This is a genomic window from Streptomyces sp. NBC_00568 (assembly GCF_026341855.1).
Taxonomy (GTDB): domain Bacteria; phylum Actinomycetota; class Actinomycetes; order Streptomycetales; family Streptomycetaceae; genus Streptomyces.
In genome coordinates this window covers 3,940,708-3,959,093 of sequence record NZ_JAPENW010000001.1, presented here as the reverse complement: position 1 = coordinate 3,959,093, position 18,386 = coordinate 3,940,708, and the positions used below count along the sequence as shown (strand labels likewise).

Annotated in this window: 10 protein-coding genes and 3 rRNA genes; 1 reads left to right on the top strand and 12 read right to left on the bottom strand. The window is 67.2% G+C overall.

Translation table 11 applies throughout. The features are described from left to right. Positions 1-51 precede the first annotated feature (51 nt). The 4 genes from rrf to OOK38_RS17280 all read right to left on the bottom strand — a co-directional run bounded on the left by rrf (position 52) and on the right by OOK38_RS17280 (position 6,894). Positions 52-168: ribosomal RNA gene (gene rrf / locus OOK38_RS17295) — 5S ribosomal RNA — on the bottom strand. 86 nt (positions 169-254) lie between these two features. After that, positions 255-3,377, bottom strand: a 23S ribosomal RNA gene (locus OOK38_RS17290). A 313-nt stretch (positions 3,378-3,690) separates the two neighbouring features. Continuing rightward, a 16S ribosomal RNA gene (locus OOK38_RS17285) occupies positions 3,691-5,216 on the bottom strand. The 16S, 23S and 5S rRNA genes sit together here, the layout of an rRNA operon. A 670-nt stretch (positions 5,217-5,886) precedes the next feature. Beyond that, positions 5,887-6,894 (bottom strand): stage II sporulation protein M, encoded by a 1,008-nt coding sequence (locus tag OOK38_RS17280; RefSeq protein ID WP_266759433.1) that lies wholly within the window; start codon positions 6,892-6,894, stop codon positions 5,887-5,889. Between the two features lie 130 nt (positions 6,895-7,024). Between OOK38_RS17280 and OOK38_RS17275 the strand changes: the two genes are divergently transcribed. Continuing rightward, positions 7,025-8,218 carry an RDD family protein gene (locus tag OOK38_RS17275; RefSeq protein WP_266848572.1) on the top strand — a complete coding sequence of 398 codons (1,194 nt, stop codon included), beginning with the start codon at positions 7,025-7,027 and terminating at the stop codon, positions 8,216-8,218. A 54-nt stretch (positions 8,219-8,272) separates the two neighbouring features. Here the strand turns inward: OOK38_RS17275 and OOK38_RS17270 are convergent, their stop codons facing one another. The 8 genes from OOK38_RS17270 to OOK38_RS17235 form a co-directional block, all read right to left on the bottom strand. Then, the gene (locus OOK38_RS17270) at positions 8,273-8,923 is read right to left on the bottom strand and encodes a hypothetical protein (RefSeq protein ID WP_266759437.1); all 651 of its coding nucleotides are present in this window, start codon (positions 8,921-8,923) and stop codon (positions 8,273-8,275) included. A 100-nt stretch (positions 8,924-9,023) separates the two neighbouring features. Next, positions 9,024-10,481, bottom strand: coding sequence for an adenosylhomocysteinase (gene ahcY / locus OOK38_RS17265; protein ID WP_266759439.1), 1,458 nt, complete (start codon positions 10,479-10,481; stop codon positions 9,024-9,026). A gap of 467 nt (positions 10,482-10,948) precedes the next feature. Then, positions 10,949-11,929, bottom strand: coding sequence for a cation diffusion facilitator family transporter (locus tag OOK38_RS17260; protein WP_266759441.1), 981 nt, complete (start codon positions 11,927-11,929; stop codon positions 10,949-10,951). A 141-nt stretch (positions 11,930-12,070) separates the two neighbouring features. Further along, positions 12,071-13,222, bottom strand: a complete 1,152-nt coding sequence (manA, locus tag OOK38_RS17255) for a mannose-6-phosphate isomerase, class I (RefSeq protein WP_266765712.1) — start codon at positions 13,220-13,222, stop codon at positions 12,071-12,073. Between the two features lie 130 nt (positions 13,223-13,352). Beyond that, the gene (locus OOK38_RS17250) at positions 13,353-14,480 is read right to left on the bottom strand and encodes an SIS domain-containing protein (protein ID WP_266759443.1); all 1,128 of its coding nucleotides are present in this window, start codon (positions 14,478-14,480) and stop codon (positions 13,353-13,355) included. A gap of 285 nt (positions 14,481-14,765) precedes the next feature. Further along, positions 14,766-14,936, bottom strand: a complete 171-nt coding sequence (locus OOK38_RS17245; protein ID WP_078943765.1) for a Trm112 family protein — start codon at positions 14,934-14,936, stop codon at positions 14,766-14,768. A gap of 185 nt (positions 14,937-15,121) precedes the next feature. Further along, positions 15,122-16,483 carry a phosphomannomutase/phosphoglucomutase gene (locus OOK38_RS17240; RefSeq protein WP_266759444.1) on the bottom strand — a complete coding sequence of 454 codons (1,362 nt, stop codon included), beginning with the start codon at positions 16,481-16,483 and terminating at the stop codon, positions 15,122-15,124. Between the two features lie 156 nt (positions 16,484-16,639). Next, the gene (locus OOK38_RS17235; RefSeq protein ID WP_266759446.1) at positions 16,640-18,256 is read right to left on the bottom strand and encodes an L-lactate permease; all 1,617 of its coding nucleotides are present in this window, start codon (positions 18,254-18,256) and stop codon (positions 16,640-16,642) included. Positions 18,257-18,386 lie beyond the last annotated feature (130 nt).

Genomic DNA, 18,386 nt, shown 5'->3' with positions numbered 1-18,386 from the left:
CAGAAAACCCCCGTCACCGGTTTCCCGGTACGGGGGTTTTCTTCAAAATTTGTTCGGCGGCGTCCTACTCTCCCACAGGGTCCCCCCTGCAGTACCATCGGCGCTGTGAGGCTTAGCTTCCGGGTTCGGAATGTAACCGGGCGTTTCCCTCACGCTATGACCACCGAAACACTATGAAACTGTCAACCGGAGCCGTGGCATAGCTACGACGGTTGTTCGTGGTTTCAGAACCAACACAGTGGACGCGAGCAACTGAGGACAAGCCCTCGGCCTATTAGTACCAGTCACCTCCAGCGGTTGCCCGCCTTCCAGATCTGGCCTATCAACCCAGTCGTCTACTGGGAGCCTTAACCCCTCAAGGGGGTGGGAATACTCATCTCGAAGCAGGCTTCCCGCTTAGATGCTTTCAGCGGTTATCCCTCCCGAACGTAGCCAACCAGCCATGCCCTTGGCAGGACAACTGGCACACCAGAGGTTCGTCCGTCCCGGTCCTCTCGTACTAGGGACAGCCCTTCTCAATATTCCTACGCGCACAGCGGATAGGGACCGAACTGTCTCACGACGTTCTAAACCCAGCTCGCGTACCGCTTTAATGGGCGAACAGCCCAACCCTTGGGACCGACTCCAGCCCCAGGATGCGACGAGCCGACATCGAGGTGCCAAACCATCCCGTCGATATGGACTCTTGGGGAAGATCAGCCTGTTATCCCCGGGGTACCTTTTATCCGTTGAGCGACGGCGCTTCCACAAGCCACCGCCGGATCACTAGTCCCGACTTTCGTCCCTGCTCGACCCGTCGGTCTCACAGTCAAGCTCCCTTGTGCACTTACACTCAACACCTGATTACCAACCAGGCTGAGGGAACCTTTGGGCGCCTCCGTTACTCTTTAGGAGGCAACCGCCCCAGTTAAACTACCCATCAGACACTGTCCCTGATCCGGATCACGGACCCAGGTTAGACATCCAGCACGACCAGAGTGGTATTTCAACGGCGACTCCACCATGGCTGGCGCCATGACTTCAAAGTCTCCCACCTATCCTACACAAGCCGAACCGAACACCAATATCAAACTGTAGTAAAGGTCCCGGGGTCTTTCCGTCCTGCTGCGCGAAACGAGCATCTTTACTCGTAGTGCAATTTCACCGGGCCTATGGTTGAGACAGTCGAGAAGTCGTTACGCCATTCGTGCAGGTCGGAACTTACCCGACAAGGAATTTCGCTACCTTAGGATGGTTATAGTTACCACCGCCGTTTACTGGCGCTTAAGTTCTCAGCTTCGCCACCCCGAAGAGTGACTAACCGGTCCCCTTAACGTTCCAGCACCGGGCAGGCGTCAGTCCGTATACATCGCCTTACGGCTTCGCACGGACCTGTGTTTTTAGTAAACAGTCGCTTCTCGCTGGTCTCTGCGGCCACCCCCAGCTCACCGAGTAAATCGGATCACCAGTGATGGCCCCCCTTCTCCCGAAGTTACGGGGGCATTTTGCCGAGTTCCTTAACCATAGTTCACCCGAACGCCTCGGTATTCTCTACCTGACCACCTGAGTCGGTTTAGGGTACGGGCCGCCATGAAACTCGCTAGAGGCTTTTCTCGACAGCATAGGATCATCCACTTCACCACAATCGGCTCGGCATCAGGTCTCAGCCTTGATGTGTGACGGATTTGCCTATCACACGGCCTACACCCTTACCCCGGGACAACCACCGCCCGGGATGGACTACCTTCCTGCGTCACCCCATCACTCACCTACTGCAGGTCTGGTCCGTCGGCTCCACCACTCCCCTTTGCCCGAAGGCTCCGGGGCGGCTTCACGGACTTAGCATCGCCTGGTTCAATGTTTGACGCTTCACAGCGGGTACCGGAATATCAACCGGTTATCCATCGACTACGCCTGTCGGCCTCGCCTTAGGTCCCGACTTACCCTGGGCAGATCAGCTTGACCCAGGAACCCTTAGTCAATCGGCGCACACGTTTCTCACGTGTGTATCGCTACTCATGCCTGCATTCTCACTCGTGAACCGTCCACCACTGCCTTCCGGCGCGGCTTCACCCGGCACACGACGCTCCCCTACCCATCACAGCGGGCGTTGGCCCTATTGCTGCAATGACACGACTTCGGCGGTACGCTTGAGCCCCGCTACATTGTCGGCGCGGAATCACTAGACCAGTGAGCTATTACGCACTCTTTCAAGGGTGGCTGCTTCTAAGCCAACCTCCTGGTTGTCTGTGCGACTCCACATCCTTTCCCACTTAGCGTACGCTTAGGGGCCTTAGTCGATGCTCTGGGCTGTTTCCCTCTCGACCATGGAGCTTATCCCCCACAGTCTCACTGCCGCGCTCTCACTTACCGGCATTCGGAGTTTGGCTAAGGTCAGTAACCCGGTAGGGCCCATCGCCTATCCAGTGCTCTACCTCCGGCAAGAAACACACGACGCTGCACCTAAATGCATTTCGGGGAGAACCAGCTATCACGGAGTTTGATTGGCCTTTCACCCCTAACCACAGGTCATCCCCCAGGTTTTCAACCCTGGTGGGTTCGGTCCTCCACGACCTCTTACAGCCGCTTCAACCTGCCCATGGCTAGATCACTCCGCTTCGGGTCTTGAGCGCGCTACTGAATCGCCCTATTCGGACTCGCTTTCGCTACGGCTTCCCCACACGGGTTAACCTCGCAACGCACCGCAAACTCGCAGGCTCATTCTTCAAAAGGCACGCAGTCACGACGCACTGAGTAAACTCAATGCGCGACGCTCCCACGGCTTGTAGGCACACGGTTTCAGGTACTATTTCACTCCGCTCCCGCGGTACTTTTCACCATTCCCTCACGGTACTATCCGCTATCGGTCACCAGGGAATATTTAGGCTTAGCGGGTGGTCCCGCCAGATTCACACGGGATTTCTCGGGCCCCGTGCTACTTGGGTGTCTCTCAAACGAGCCGTTGATGTTTCGACTACGGGGGTCTTACCCTCTACGCCGGACCTTTCGCATGTCCTTCGCCTACATCAACGGTTTCTGACTCGCCTCACAGCCGGCAGACTGTGAAAGAGAGATCCCACAACCCCTTGCATGCAACCCCTGCCGGGTCTCACACATACAAGGTTTGGCCTCATCCGGTTTCGCTCGCCACTACTCCCGGAATCACGGTTGTTTTCTCTTCCTGCGGGTACTGAGATGTTTCACTTCCCCGCGTTCCCTCCACTTGCCCTATGTGTTCAGGCAAGGGTGACAGCCCATGACGACTGCCGGGTTTCCCCATTCGGAAACCCCCGGATCAAAGCCTGGTTGACGGCTCCCCGGGGACTATCGTGGCCTCCCACGTCCTTCATCGGTTCCTGGTGCCAAGGCATCCACCGTGCGCCCTTAAAAACTTGGCCACAGATGCTCGCGTCCACTGTGCAGTTCTCAAACAACGACCAACCACCCATCACCCCCGGAAGAAACCGGAGTGCACTGGGGCCGGCACTGAAGGCAGCCTCTCGGCCGTACCTTCAGACACCCAACAGCGTGCCCGACACCCTTACCGCTTCCCTCATTCTTTCCACGCCCCGAAGAGCAGTACTGGAAGGAGAAGACAGTCAAGAGTGCCGAATAATCAACGTTCCACCCATGAGCAACCACCGTCGAACGTGTGCCGACGTAATGGCCCTGGACCACCAGGCAATGCCTGGCGGCCTAGATGCTCCTTAGAAAGGAGGTGATCCAGCCGCACCTTCCGGTACGGCTACCTTGTTACGACTTCGTCCCAATCGCCAGTCCCACCTTCGACAGCTCCCTCCCACAAGGGGTTGGGCCACCGGCTTCGGGTGTTACCGACTTTCGTGACGTGACGGGCGGTGTGTACAAGGCCCGGGAACGTATTCACCGCAGCAATGCTGATCTGCGATTACTAGCAACTCCGACTTCATGGGGTCGAGTTGCAGACCCCAATCCGAACTGAGACAGGCTTTTTGAGATTCGCTCCGCCTCACGGCTTCGCAGCTCTTTGTACCTGCCATTGTAGCACGTGTGCAGCCCAAGACATAAGGGGCATGATGACTTGACGTCGTCCCCACCTTCCTCCGAGTTGACCCCGGCAGTCTCCTGTGAGTCCCCATCACCCCGAAGGGCATGCTGGCAACACAGAACAAGGGTTGCGCTCGTTGCGGGACTTAACCCAACATCTCACGACACGAGCTGACGACAGCCATGCACCACCTGTACACCGACCACAAGGGGGGCACTATCTCTAATGCTTTCCGGTGTATGTCAAGCCTTGGTAAGGTTCTTCGCGTTGCGTCGAATTAAGCCACATGCTCCGCTGCTTGTGCGGGCCCCCGTCAATTCCTTTGAGTTTTAGCCTTGCGGCCGTACTCCCCAGGCGGGGAACTTAATGCGTTAGCTGCGGCACCGACGACGTGGAATGTCGCCAACACCTAGTTCCCACCGTTTACGGCGTGGACTACCAGGGTATCTAATCCTGTTCGCTCCCCACGCTTTCGCTCCTCAGCGTCAGTAATGGCCCAGAGATCCGCCTTCGCCACCGGTGTTCCTCCTGATATCTGCGCATTTCACCGCTACACCAGGAATTCCGATCTCCCCTACCACACTCTAGCCTGCCCGTATCGACTGCAGACCCGGGGTTAAGCCCCGGGCTTTCACAACCGACGTGACAAGCCGCCTACGAGCTCTTTACGCCCAATAATTCCGGACAACGCTTGCGCCCTACGTATTACCGCGGCTGCTGGCACGTAGTTAGCCGGCGCTTCTTCTGCAGGTACCGTCACTTTCGCTTCTTCCCTGCTGAAAGAGGTTTACAACCCGAAGGCCGTCATCCCTCACGCGGCGTCGCTGCATCAGGCTTTCGCCCATTGTGCAATATTCCCCACTGCTGCCTCCCGTAGGAGTCTGGGCCGTGTCTCAGTCCCAGTGTGGCCGGTCGCCCTCTCAGGCCGGCTACCCGTCGTCGCCTTGGTGAGCCACTACCTCACCAACAAGCTGATAGGCCGCGGGCTCATCCTTCACCGCCGGAGCTTTTAACCCCCACCCATGCAGGCAGGAGTGTTATCCGGTATTAGACCCCGTTTCCAGGGCTTGTCCCAGAGTGAAGGGCAGATTGCCCACGTGTTACTCACCCGTTCGCCACTAATCCACCCCGAAGGGCTTCATCGTTCGACTTGCATGTGTTAAGCACGCCGCCAGCGTTCGTCCTGAGCCAGGATCAAACTCTCCGTGAATGTTTTCCCGTAATCGGGACGACACCACGAGAGCGGAACAACCGGTCGGAATAGGACCGGTCGTTCACAGCGTCCTCGCTGATGCGCCTACCAGGCAGTGCCCGGCAGGACTTTTTCAAAGGAACCTCGTCCCGACCGATCGGCCGGAGACGGGGTATCAACAAATCTGGCGTTGATTTTTGGCACGCTGTTGAGTTCTCAAGGAACGGACGCTTCCTTTGTACTCACCCTCTCGGGCTTTCCTCCGGGCGCTTCCCTTCGGTCTTGCGTTTCCGACTCTATCAGACCGTTTCCGTATCCGATTTCCTCGGTGCTTTCCAGGTTCCCGCTTCCGCGTTTCCCTTTCCGGCGAGTCCGACTCTATCAGATCCTTTCGGGCCCGATTTCCTCGGTGCTTTCCAGGTAATCCGCTTTCGCGTTTCCCTTTCCAGCGGCTCCGACTTTATCAGAATCCGTGGACCGGATTGACCGGCGCCCATTTCTGAATCATCAGGAGAGGCTTCTTCTGAATCGACGTGTCGATTACTTTGAGAAGCGAGCAGACTCTAACCGCTGCCGCCGGACGTGTCCAGTTCTAGGCAACTGTTCGAATCTACCTCCCCAGTCTACCTCTGTCAACGGTTTTCCGGGGCGAAGAGGAGACTAGCAGGTCAGCGGGTGTGTACGCACATCAGGCGGCCGTCGGGACAGTGGCGCTGCGCTCCCATGCCTCGACGTCACCGGTGTCGCCGGAGCGTGCCGCGCGACCCCCAAGGACATAGACGTACAGAAGGAAGGCCAGTTCAGCCGCGATTCCGATGCCGATTCGGGCCCACGTGGGGAGACCCGACGGCGTGACGAAGCCTTCGATGGCACCGGAGACGAAGAGGATCAGGGCCAGGCCTATCGCCATACCCAGCGCGGCGCGGCCCTCTTCCGCCAGGGCGGTCCGACGGGATCGCGGGCCCGGGTCGATCACGGTCCAGCCCAGTCGCAGTCCCGTGCCCGCGGCGACGAAGACGGCTGTCAGTTCCAGCAGACCGTGCGGGAGGACGAGCCCCAGGAAGGTGTCGAGGCGGCCGGCCGATGACATCAGGCCGATGCCGACGCCCAGGTTGAGCATGTTCTGGAAGAGGATCCAGAGGACCGGGATGCCCAGGAAGACGCCCAGCACCAGGCACATCGCAGCGGCCTGGGCGTTGTTCGTCCACACCTGGGCGGCGAAGGAGGCCGCGGGGTGGCTGGAGTAGTAGGTCTCGTACTCGCCACCGGGCCGGGTGAGGTCACGCAGTTCGCTGGGGGCGGCGATGGAGGCCTGGACTTCGGGGTGGGTGCCGATCCACCACCCGAGGAGGGCCGCTATCGCCGTGGACAGGAGCGCCGTGGGCACCCACCAGTGGCGGGAGCGGTAGACCGCTGCCGGGAATCCGTGCGTCAGGAAGCGGGTGACATCGCGCCAGGAGGCCCGGCGGGTGCCTGTCACGGCTCCGCGCGCGCGGGCCACGAGCTGGCTGAGGCGCCCGGTGAGCTGGGGGTCCGGCGCGCTGGACTGGATCAGCGAGAGATGGGTGGCGGTCCGCTGGTACAGGGTGACGAGTTCGTCGGCCTCGGTTCCGGTGAGGCGGCGCTGGCGGCGCAGCAGGGCGTCGAGTCTGTCCCACTCGGCTCGGTGGGAGGAGACGAAGACGTCGAGGTCCATCGGTTTGGCTGCTCCTCGGCTGCTCGTCGGCTGCTCATCTTGGATGTCAGCTTGTCTTACTGCGGCGCGATGTGCCCTCAGCTTGGCAGACTGGCTGTTCTCGGGGCAGGTCAGGGGAAGGACGGCGAGCGTGAGTGAGCTAGTGACGGGCGAGGCGGTGGCGCTGGAGTTGCGCCCCGCGAAACTGCCGAGCCGGGCGCTGGCCGTGCTGCTCGATCTGGCCGTGGCGATGACGGTCTACATCGTCGTGACCATCGGTCTGGTCGCGTCGACCGCCGCGTTGGACGAGGCGGCGCAGATCGCGGTGTCGATCGCGAGCTTCCTTCTTGTGCTGATCGGGGGGCCGATAGCCGTCGAGACGCTCAGCCACGGCCGGTCCTTGGGGAAGCTGGCGTGCGGGCTGCGGGTGGTGCGGGACGACGGCGGGCCGATCCGGTTCCGGCACGCGCTGGTGCGCGGAGCCGTGGGTGTGGTCGAGATCCTGATGACCTTCGGAATCGTCGCCTGCATCGCCTCGCTGGTGTCGGAGCGAGGGCGGCGGCTCGGTGACGTCTTCGGGGGGACCCTCGTCGTACGGGAACGGATACCGGTGGGACGGATGCCGTTCGTTCCTCCGCCGCCGCCCTGGCTGGCGGGGCGGTTCGCGGAGCTCGATCTGTCCGCCGTTCCGGACGGGCTGTGGCTGGCCATTCGCCAGTACCTGACGCGGATGCGGCAGCTGGATCCGCAGGTCGGTGGGGCGATGGCGGAGCGGCTCGCCCTGGACCTCGCCGCTCGTACCGGAGTTCCGGCGCCGCAGGGTGTGCCGGCGGGGGCGTATCTGGCGGCCGTGGTGCAGGAGCGGCAGACCCGGGAGGCCCGTCGGGCGTTCGGAAGCGCGCCGGGCGCATTCGCGGCGCCGGGCCCCGGTGGCTACCCCGCCCAGCCCGGGTATCCCGTCCAAGCCGGGTATCCCGCCCAGCCCGGGTATCCCGCCCAAGCCGGCTATCCCTTCCAGCCGGGCAGTCCCGTCGGCCGTCCCGGCCGACCAGGTGCCCCTGTCGGCCATCCCTTCCAGCCGGGACCCGGCCCCCACGCCGGCCGACCGGGCCCCGCCGGGTATCCGGTCGGCCCGGTCCCCGCCGGGTATCCAGTCACCGCTCAACAGCCCGCGGCCTCGCAGACCTCCCCGCCCACGGCCGGCCCGGTCGGCCCGGTCGGTCCGGTCGGTCCGGTCGGCCCGGTCGGCCCGGTCGGCCCGGTCGGCCCGGTCGGCCCGGTCGGTCCGGCCGAGCAGGGCGCCCAGGCTGAGCGTCCGACGACCGGATTCGCGCCGCCCGCGTAGCCCGTGCACCGCCGGCCCGGCGTCCCAGGCCGGCCCGGCAGCGCGAACGCGCCGTCAGGTGAACACCGACGGGGGTGATTCGAGGTGCTCCAGTTCGATGCCGGGAGCCGCGAGCACCACGTCTCCCGCGATGTGCACGGCGTGCTGCTCCCCCGTGTCCAGCGCTGTGACCCGGTATTCGTCCACGGTCAGCGGACCGTTGTCAGTGGCGTGTGTTTCGCTTGCGATCAAGGCCCAGGACTGGTCGAGGGTGCGCGGGGCGAGGACCGGGTCGGTGAAGGCGACGAGGCGTACGCGGGTGGCCGGGGCGTCGGCCGAGGGGGTGAGGCGAAGGAGACGGGCGGTGGCGACGAGAAACGCGGGGGACGTGCCGGTGAAGGCATGGGCGGGCACATTGCCTTCCGTGGCCTCGGTGCCGGTCGGGTCGGTGCGGACCCAGGTCACGCCGTCGAGGGCGGCGGCCCGTACCTGCCAGTCGGCGGCGTGCAGTTCGAGGCGGATGGGGCGGCCGAGTTCGTCGAGGGTGAGGTCGACGGAGCCGGTGACCGTGCCCTGCCGGGAGGCGCTGTCGGGCTCTGTGCCGGAGGGGGTGGTGAGTTGGGAGACGTAGCGCCAGCCGGAAGGGCCGGGCGCGCAGTGGAAGTGTTCTTCGGCGAGGGGGGTGTGGTCGTGCGGATCATGGAGCGAATAGCGGCCGCGGGGCATGGGCGTTCAGGTCCTCATCGGGGACAGGCCCCCGCCGGGACGGCGAGGGCCTGCTGACATCCGGACGCCGAGCGGTGGTACCGCTGCTCGGCGGGCGTGCTCAGTAGCGGTAGTGGTCCGACTTGTACGGACCGTCGACCTCGACACCGATGTACGAGGCCTGCTCGGGGCGGAGCGTCGTGAGCTTCACGCCGAGCGCGTCGAGGTGGAGACGGGCGACCTTCTCGTCGAGGTGCTTGGGCAGCACGTAGACGTCGGTCGGGTACTCCTCGGGCTTGGTGAACAGCTCGATCTGGGCCAGGGTCTGGTCCGCGAACGAGTTGGACATCACGAAGGACGGGTGGCCGGTCGCGTTGCCCAGGTTCAGCAGGCGGCCCTCGGACAGCACGATGATGACCTTGCCGTCGGAGAACTTCCAGGTGTGGACCTGGGGCTTGACCTCGTCCTTGACGATGCCGGGGATCTTGGCGAGGCCGGCCATGTCGATCTCGTTGTCGAAGTGACCGATGTTGCCGACGATCGCCTGGTGCTTCATCTTGGCCATGTCCGAGGCCATGATGATGTCCTTGTTGCCCGTCGTGGTGACGAAGATGTCGGCCTTGTCGATGACCTCGTCGAGGGTCGTGACCTGGTAGCCGTCCATCGCCGCCTGCAGGGCGCAGATCGGGTCGATCTCGGTGATGATCACCCGGGCGCCCTGGCCGCGCAGGGACTCCGCGCAGCCCTTGCCCACGTCGCCGTAGCCGCAGACGACGGCGGTCTTGCCGCCGATCAGGGTGTCGGTGGCGCGGTTGATGCCGTCGATCAGGGAGTGGCGGCAGCCGTACTTGTTGTCGAACTTCGACTTGGTGACGGCGTCGTTCACGTTGATCGCCGGGAACAGCAGGGTGCCGTCGCGGTACATCTCGTACAGGCGGTGGACGCCGGTCGTGGTCTCCTCGGTCACGCCGCGGATCTCCGAGGCGAGCTGGGTCCACTTCTGCGAGCCGTCCGTGATGGTGCGGTGCAGGAGCTCGAGGACGACGCGGTGCTCGTCGGACTCGGCGGTGTCGACCGAGGGGACCTTGCCGTCCTTCTCGTACTGGACGCCGTTGTGGACGAGGAGGGTGGCGTCACCACCGTCGTCCAGGATCATGTTCGGGCCGCCGGTGGGGGTGTTCGGCCAGGTCAGCGCCTGCTCCGTGCACCACCAGTACTCCTCCAGGGTCTCGCCCTTCCAGGCGAAGACCGGGACGCCCTGCGGGTTCTCGGGCGTGCCGTTCGGGCCGACCGCGATGGCGGCGGCGGCGTGGTCCTGGGTGGAGAAGATGTTGCAGGAGGCCCAGCGGACCTCGGCGCCGAGGGCGACCAGGGTCTCGATGAGGACGGCGGTCTGCACCGTCATGTGCAGGGAGCCGGTGACGCGGGCGCCCGCGAGGGGCTGCGCCTCGGCGTACTCCCTGCGGATCGACATCAGGCCGGGCATCTCGTGCTCGGCGAGGGTGATCTCCTTGCGGCCGAAGGCGGCCAGGGAGAGGTCGGCGACCTTGAAGTCCTGTCGGTTGTCGACAGTCGTCATACGAGCTGCTCCTCGGAATCGGGGCGAGGTGGGTAGGGCTGTTCTGCGCGGCGGTGGGCGGGAACGCATGCCCGACGGGGCACGGACGTGCCCCGGCAGGGCACAGGAGTGCCGGTGCGCGCAGCGCAGTCCGTCGGAGGCCCTCTCTCCCTCGGCCGGTCCGCGGTGGGACCGCCCGACCGCCATCAGCAGCGACGTCTGGCTCACCGACCAAGCTACACCGGTGGGCCCGTCCCTCCCCAGTCCGCCTCCGGACAGGGCGGGGTCCGGCGGCCCTGCACCGGGCCGTCACGGGGCCGGGTGGTACGCGTGATGCCGCCGTGGGCCGTACCGCGGACCGGGTCGGGTGAGTTGGCCGGCGGAGCTGAACAACGGAACCGATCGGCAGGGCTGAACGGCGGAGATGAACGCCGTCGGGGCCCGCCTGAGATCTCAGGCGGGCCCCGACGGCGTACGGGCGGGTGGTGTCAGTGATCGGCCGGCGACTGCGACGGTCCGCCGGGAGTCGCCTCGCGGTCCGGGCCCTTGGCCGCCTCGGTCTCGCTGTAGATGTCCGGCTCCAGGTAGATGACCCGGGCGATCGGGACGGCGGTGCGGATGCGGGACTCGGCGGCGTCGATCGCGGTGGCCACCTGGGCGGCCGTGTCGTCGTGCTTGACGGCGATCTTCGCCGCGACCAGGAGCTCCTCCGGACCGAGGTGGAGCGTGCGCATGTGGATGATGCCGGTGACCGTGGCGCCGTCGACCATCGCCGCCTCGATCTTCTCGGTGTCCTCGGGGCCCGCCGACTCGCCCAGCAGGAGGGACTTGGTCTCGGCGGCGAGGACCAGCGCGATCAGGATGAGCAGGACACCGATGCAGACCGTGCCGATGCCGTCCCAGACGCCGTTGCCGGTGAGCAGGGCGATGCCGACGCCGCCGAGCGCGAGGACCAGACCGATGAGGGCGCCGAAGTCCTCCAGGAGGACGACGGGCAGCTCGGGGGCCTTGGAGCGGCGGATGAACTGGGACCAGGAGTGCGAGCCGCGCAGCTCGTTGGACTCCTTGATGGCCGTACGGAAGGAGAAGCTCTCGGCGATGATCGCGAACACCAGCACGCCCACCGGCCAGTACCAGTGCTCGATCTCGTGCGGGTGCTTGATCTTCTCGTAGCCCTCGTAGACGGCGAACATGCCGCCGACGGAGAACAGGACGATCGAGACGAGGAAGGCGTAGATGTAGCGCTCGCGGCCGTAGCCGAACGGGTGCTGCGGGGTCGCCTCGCGCTGCGCCTTCTTTCCGCCGACCAGGAGCAGCGCCTGGTTGCCGGAGTCTGCGACCGAGTGAACGCCCTCGGCGAGCATCGAGGAGGAGCCGCTGAACGCGAACGCCACGAACTTCGCTGCCGCGATCGCGAGGTTGGCACCGAGTGCCGCCACGATCGCCTTGGTGCCGCCTGAAGCGCTCATCTGCTCCTGCTGTCCCTTCGTACGCCGTCCGGACCACGTTCGTACCCTGGTACCCCGGTCCGGGCTTTGCCCGCCCTTTGCGGTGCGCCATTCTTGCAGCCCGGTCCGTCAGCGGTTCCTCAGGCCAGCACAGTCGCCCCGTCAGGCCACCACTGTCGCACGGAAGATCGTGCCGGACCCGGACACTTCGGCCTTTTCGCCGGCCGGTACGAAGACCGATCCGCCGGGGGTCAGGTCGATGCCTTCGGCGCGCACGGAACCCGAGGTGCAGAGCAGGATCTGCGGGGTCTCGCGGGTGAGGTCGTGCGGGTCGGCGCCCTCGGCGACGACATACCGGGAGAGGCGGAACTCGTCGGTGGGGGTCGCGTAGACCTCCTCGCCGTCGGGGGACGCCTCGGGGCGCAGGACTCCGGGGTCGCCCGCCTCGAAGCGGACCACGCGCAGGAGTTCGGGGACGTCGACGTGCTTGGGGGTCAGACCGCAGCGCAGGACGTTGTCGCTGTTGGCCATGATCTCGACGCCGAGTCCGTTCAGGTACGCGTGCGGGATGCCCGCACCGAGGAACAGGGCCTCGCCGGGCTGCAGCTGGACGTAGTTGAGGAGCATCGCGGCGATGACGCCGGGGTCGCCCGGGTAGTGGTGGGCGAGGTCGGCGTACGGGGCGTAGTCGCCGCCGAGGCGGGCGCAGGCGGCCGTGGTCTCGGTGACCGTACGGGCCATGTCGTCGGGGTCGGCGCTCAGTACCGCCGTCAGGACCTCGCGGAGCGCCGCCTCCTCCGGGTGGGCGCGCAGCAGGTCGACGTACGGCTTGAGGGAGTCGACGTCGAGGGCCGCGAGGAGTCCGGCGGCCTCCTCGGGGGCGCGGAAGCCGCACAGGCCGTCGAACTCGGTGAGAGCGCAGATCAGTTCGGGCTTGTGGTTGGCGTCCTTGTAGTTGCGGTGCGGGGCGTCGACCGGGACTCCGCGGCGCTCCTCGTCCTCGTAGCCCTCCCGTGCCTGTTCGAGGTCGGGGTGCACCTGGAGGGAGAGGGGTGCTCCGGCGGCAAGGATCTTCAGGAGGAACGGCAGGCGGGGGCCGAACCTGGCGACGGCGGCGCGGCCGAGTTCCTTCTCCGGGTCCTCGGCGACGACCTCGTTGAGCGGACCGCGCTCGGTGCGCGAGGGTGCGCCCGGGTGGGCGCCCATCCACATCTCCGCCTGCGGCTCGCCGGTCGGCTCCAGGCCGAGCAGCCGCGGGATGGCGGTGGTCGAACCCCAGGCGTAGGGGCGGACGGTGTTGTCGAGGCGGTCCATGGCTGTCTTCTTCTCCATACGTGCGCTGCTCGGCCCGCTCCGTGCGGGCGTTGATCGGGAGGCGTGGCGTCAGGGGCGCCGGTCGCGGGATCCGGCGGCGACGGGCGCCGGCCGGGGGTCCCGCCCAAGATCAGGCCCCCGAGGCGAGCGCCAGGTAAACGGCGGCGAAATCCGTGATGGCGATCAGCTCCGCGAGGGTCTCCAGTTCACCGCCCTCCTCGGGTTCGAGCTCACTGATCGCGGTGTCGTGGCCGAGGGCGAGTTCGCGGGCGGCGGGTGCGGCGCTGATCCCGCCGATCGGCCGGTCGCGGAGGAGCACCACGCGCGCGTGCAGCGCCTGGGCCTCCTCGACGCGGTCGCGGAAGAAGTCGTCGGGGTCCGCGCCGGCGGCGAGCGCGCCGGCGAGCAGCACGCTGTGCGAGGCGAGCGCCTCGGGGAGTTCGGCGGTGAGCGCGGGGCGCCCGGCGAGTTCGGCGAGCGCGGCGGTGAAACGGCGGCCGGCCGGGCCCGCCGAGGTGCCCTCCGTCCAGATCACCGGGAGCGCCTCGGCCAGTTCGACGGCGAGGGTCTTGGCCGGGTTGCTGTACGCCGCGATGGCGGGGCCGCAGCGCTCGGCGACGCGGTCGAGGCGGTCGGCGACCTTCTGCAGGGCCTCCGGCGGGGCCGAGACCAGGCCGGTGCGGTCGAGGAGGGCGAGCAGCGGGGTGAGCAGGGCCCAGAGCACGCCGGGGGCCGAGGCCGCCAGGGGCTCGTCCTGCTCGTACGGGGCGGTCGCCATCGGTACGAAGAGGCCGTGGCTGCCTTCCACCCACTCGGCGAGGGGGGAGCCGCCGGGGGCCACGGCGGCGACGGTGCTGCCGCGCCGGTAGGCCTGCTCGATGAGCAGTTCCAGGCCGGGTTCGCTGCCGTCGGGCGTGGCGATCAGCAGGAGGTCGACGGGGCCCGCCCAGCCGGGCAGTTCCCAGCGCAGGGCGCCCCCGGCGGGAGCGACTCCCGTGGGGGTGAGCCGGGTGAGGGGGCAGCTCGCTCCGGCGAGGGTGCCGAGCAGTTCGGCGACGCCGGTGGCGGCCATGCCGGGGCCGGCGATCAGGACGGCGCGCGGGCGGCCGTCCGGCTTCAGCTCGGAGACGCCGGCCTCGGTGGTGTGCCGGACCGCGGTGCGCACCCGGGCGCCGGCCTCGGCCGCGCCACGGAGCAGCGCCCGCCGGTCGGCCCGGGCGAGCGCTTCGGGATCGTCGAGGAGCGATTCGTCGAGCATGGGGTCGGGAGCCTCCGGTCGCCGGGGCGGCGCTTGCGCGTGAGCCGCCGGGGTCGCTTGGACGGGGTCGCTCGCGCGAGCTGCCGAGCGGCGCTGGGTCGGACCGGGTGCCGGCCGGGTGTGCGCCGGTCGCCGATCGGTGCGGCGGCGTCGCCGTTGTCCGTGCGGGCGGCGGCGCTGTCGCCTGTCGTCGGGTGTCGTCGTGCCTGCCGCGCCGTCGGTATGCCCGCGGGCGGGGCCGGCGCAGCTGTCGCGGCGCCGTTGCCGACGGGGCGGCCGTGTCGCTTACGCGGGGCGGCGGGCCTCGTCGACCAGAAGGACGGGGATGCCGTCGCGGACCGGGTAGGCGAGGCCGCAGTCCGCTCCCGTGCAGATCAGCTCGGTCTCCTGCTCCTTGAGCGGGGCATGGCAGGCCGGGCAGGCGAGGATCTCCAGGAGGCCGGCTTCGAGCGGCATGGGGTGTCCTTCCGAACGGTGGATGCGGCCTGGTCAGGGTACCGCTGCGGGAAGCCGGATGCCGGGGTGCGGCACCGGTTGGTGGGGGCGTGCGGGCGGGTGCGCGGGCCCTTCGCGGCCCGTGCCCCGTGTTCGTCCTCGCCGGCTCGTCGGCAGTCGGCCGCCGACGGGCCGGCGAGGAACCCTCAGCCTCGGATGATCTCCAGCACCTCGTCCCGCACCTTCGTCATCGTCGCCTCGTCGCGGGCCTCCGCGTTGAGGCGGAGCAGGGGCTCGGTGTTGGAGGGGCGGACGTTGAACCAGGCGTCCTCGGCGGTCACCGTCAGACCGTCGAGTTCGTCGATGGTGACGCCCTCGCGGTCCTCGTAGGCGGCCCTGACGGCGGCGAGGCGGGCCGCCTGGTCGTCGACGGTGGAGTTGATCTCGCCGGAGCCGACGTAGCGGTCGAACTCCGCGACGAGCCCGGAGAGCGGGCCGTCCTGACCGCCGAGGGCGGCGAGGACGTGGAGGGCGGCCAGCATGCCGGTGTCGGCGTTCCAGAAGTCGCGGAAGTAGTAGTGGGCGGAGTGTTCGCCGCCGAAGATCGCGCCGGAGCTCGCCATCTCGGCCTTGATGAAGGAGTGGCCGACGCGGGTGCGGACCGGGGTGCCGCCGTGCTCGCGGACGACCTCGGGGACCGACCAGGAGGTGATGAGGTTGTGGATGACCGTGCCGCCGCCGTGCTTGGCCAGTTCGCGTGCGGCGACCAGCGCCGTGATCGCGGACGGGGAGACCGGCTCGCCCCGCTCGTCGACGACGAAGCAGCGGTCGGCGTCGCCGTCGAAGGCGATGCCGAGGTCGGCGCCCTCCTCGCGGACACGCTTCTGGAGGTCCACGATGTTCGCCGGGTCGAGCGGGTTGGCCTCGTGGTTCGGGAAGGTGCCGTCCAGCTCGAAGTACATCGGGACGAGCTCGAGCGGCAGGCCGGAGAACACGGTGGGGACGGTGTGTCCGCCCATGCCGTTGCCCGCGTCGACGACGACCTTCAGGGGGCGGATCGAGGTCAGGTCGACAAGGGCGCGGAGGTACGCCGCGTAGTCCTCCAACGTGTCCCGCCGCGTGATCGTTCCGGGCGTCGCGTCCGAGGCCGGGGCACCGGAGTCGAGCCAGGACTCGGCGAGTTGGCGGATCTCCGCGAGGCCGGTGTCCTGGCCGACGGGGGCCGCGCCGGCCCGGCACATCTTGATGCCGTTGTACTGGGCCGGGTTGTGCGAGGCGGTGAACATGGCGCCCGGCAGGCCGAACGCGCCCGACGCGTAGTACAGCTGGTCCGTGGAGCACAGGCCGATCTCGGTCACGTCGACCCCGCGTGCCGCCGCACCGCGCGCGAAGGCGCGGGACAGTCCGGGCGACGACGGCCGCATGTCGTGCCCGATCACGATGGCGTCGGCTCCCGTCACCTGGACGAAGGCGGCGCCGAACAGCTCGGCAAGCGGCTCGTCCCACTGGTCCGGGACCACCCCGCGTACGTCGTACGCCTTCACGAGCTGCGACAGATCAGCAGTCACGGCCAACCCTCCAGAAGTCCACTTCGGTCACCCCAAACTACCCGTCCGGGCTGACGGCGAGCCGTGACGAGCCCGAGTGGAGCGCATCCGTGACCTGCGGACAGTCCACGTCATCCGGGGGAAACCCGCCCGTCTCAAGGGGGTGGCCGAGTCCTCTCAGGGCAGCATCCAGGACAGGACCGGTGAGCTCTGCCCCACCACGATGAGGCACATGACGAGCAGCAGCCCGAGGCTCCAGGGCAGTACCTTGCGCAGCAGATCGCCCTCGCGGCCCGCGAGCCCGACGGCCGCGCAGGCGATGGTCAGGTTCTGCGGCGAGATCATCTTGCCGAGGACGCCGCCCGAACTGTTGGCGGCGGCGAGGAGTTCGGGCGACAGCCCCGACTCGCGGGCGGCGCTCACCTGGAGGGCCCCGAAGAGCGCGTTCGCCGAGGTGTCGGAGCCGGACACCGCCACGCCGAACCAGCCCAGAACGGACGAGAGGAAGGCGAGTCCGGCGTCGGCCGCCGCCACGAAGTGACCGATCGTCGCGGCCTGTCCGGAGAGGTTCATGACGTAGGCGAGGGCCAGCACGGACGTCACGGTGAGGATCGCGAACCTCAACTCGCGGACGGTCGCCAGCCATTCCCGGACCGCCACGCGCGCGTGCACCCCGAGCACCACGGCCGTGCAGAGCCCGGCGAGCAGCACGAGGGTGCCGCCGGTCGCCACGATCGGCCAGGTGAAGACGTTCCCGCCCACCGGCTTGCCGCTGGGGTCGACGACGTCCAGGAAGGGCCAGTCGTACGTCCGTGTCGCCCGCGCCAGCCACTCCTTCACGGCCGGGATCTGGGCGATCGAGAAGATGGTGACGATGAGGGCGTACGGGGCGTAGGCGCGCACGACTTCGCGGCGCGGGTCGTCCTCGTCGAGGTCCTCGCTGCGCGCACCGGTCAGGACCGAGGCGCGTACGGACCCGGTGGCGGGCACACGCGCGCCGGGTACCGCGACCAGGGCCGCGGCACCGGCCAAGGAGGCGCCGATGTCGGCGAGTTGCGCGGAGACGTAGTTCGAGGCGGCGAACTGGGCGGCGGCGAAGGCCACTCCGCACGCCAGGGCGGGCCCCCAGGTCTCGCGCAGTCCGCGCCTGCCGTCGACCAGGCCGACGAGGACGAGGGGCACGACCAGCGCGAGCAGCGGGGTCTGCCGGCCGACCACGGAGGCGACGGAGTCCAGGGGCAGGCCGGTGACTTGGGCGAGTGTCACGACCGGTGTGCCCATCGCGCCGAAGGCGACCGGCGCGGTGTTGGCGACGAGTGCGACGACGGCCGCGCGCACCGGGTCGAAGCCGAGGGCGACCAGCATCACCGAGCAGATCGCGACGGGTGCGCCGAAGCCGGCGAGGGCTTCCAGCAGGGCTCCGAAGCAGAAGGCGACCACAAGTGCCTGGATGCGCGGATCGTCGGACAGCCGCCCGAACGAGCGACGCAGGATGTCGAAGTGCCGGGTGCGGACGGTCATCCGGTACACCCACAGGGCGTTGACGACGATCCACAGGATGGGGAAAAGACCGAACACGGCGCCCTGAGCGGCGCCGGAGAGCGTCTGGGTCACCGGCATGCCGTACGCGAGCCAGGCGACCAGCGAGGCCGCCAGAAGGCCCGTCAGGCCCGCCAGGTGGGCTTTCACGCGGATGCCGCCGAGCAGGATCAGCACGATCACGAGGGGCAGGGCGGCCACGAGGGCGGACAGGCCGAGCGAGTCGGCGACGGGTTGCAGCTCCTGGACGTACACGGACACCTCCCCGGTTTCCGTGATGTGGAAAGCGATTTCTCACGGCAGACGGAATGGTCGTGTCCGCGACAACTTCCCGTCAATGGGTGGGCGTCGCTCAGTGGAATCGGCGTCCGGGAAGGGCGTGGGG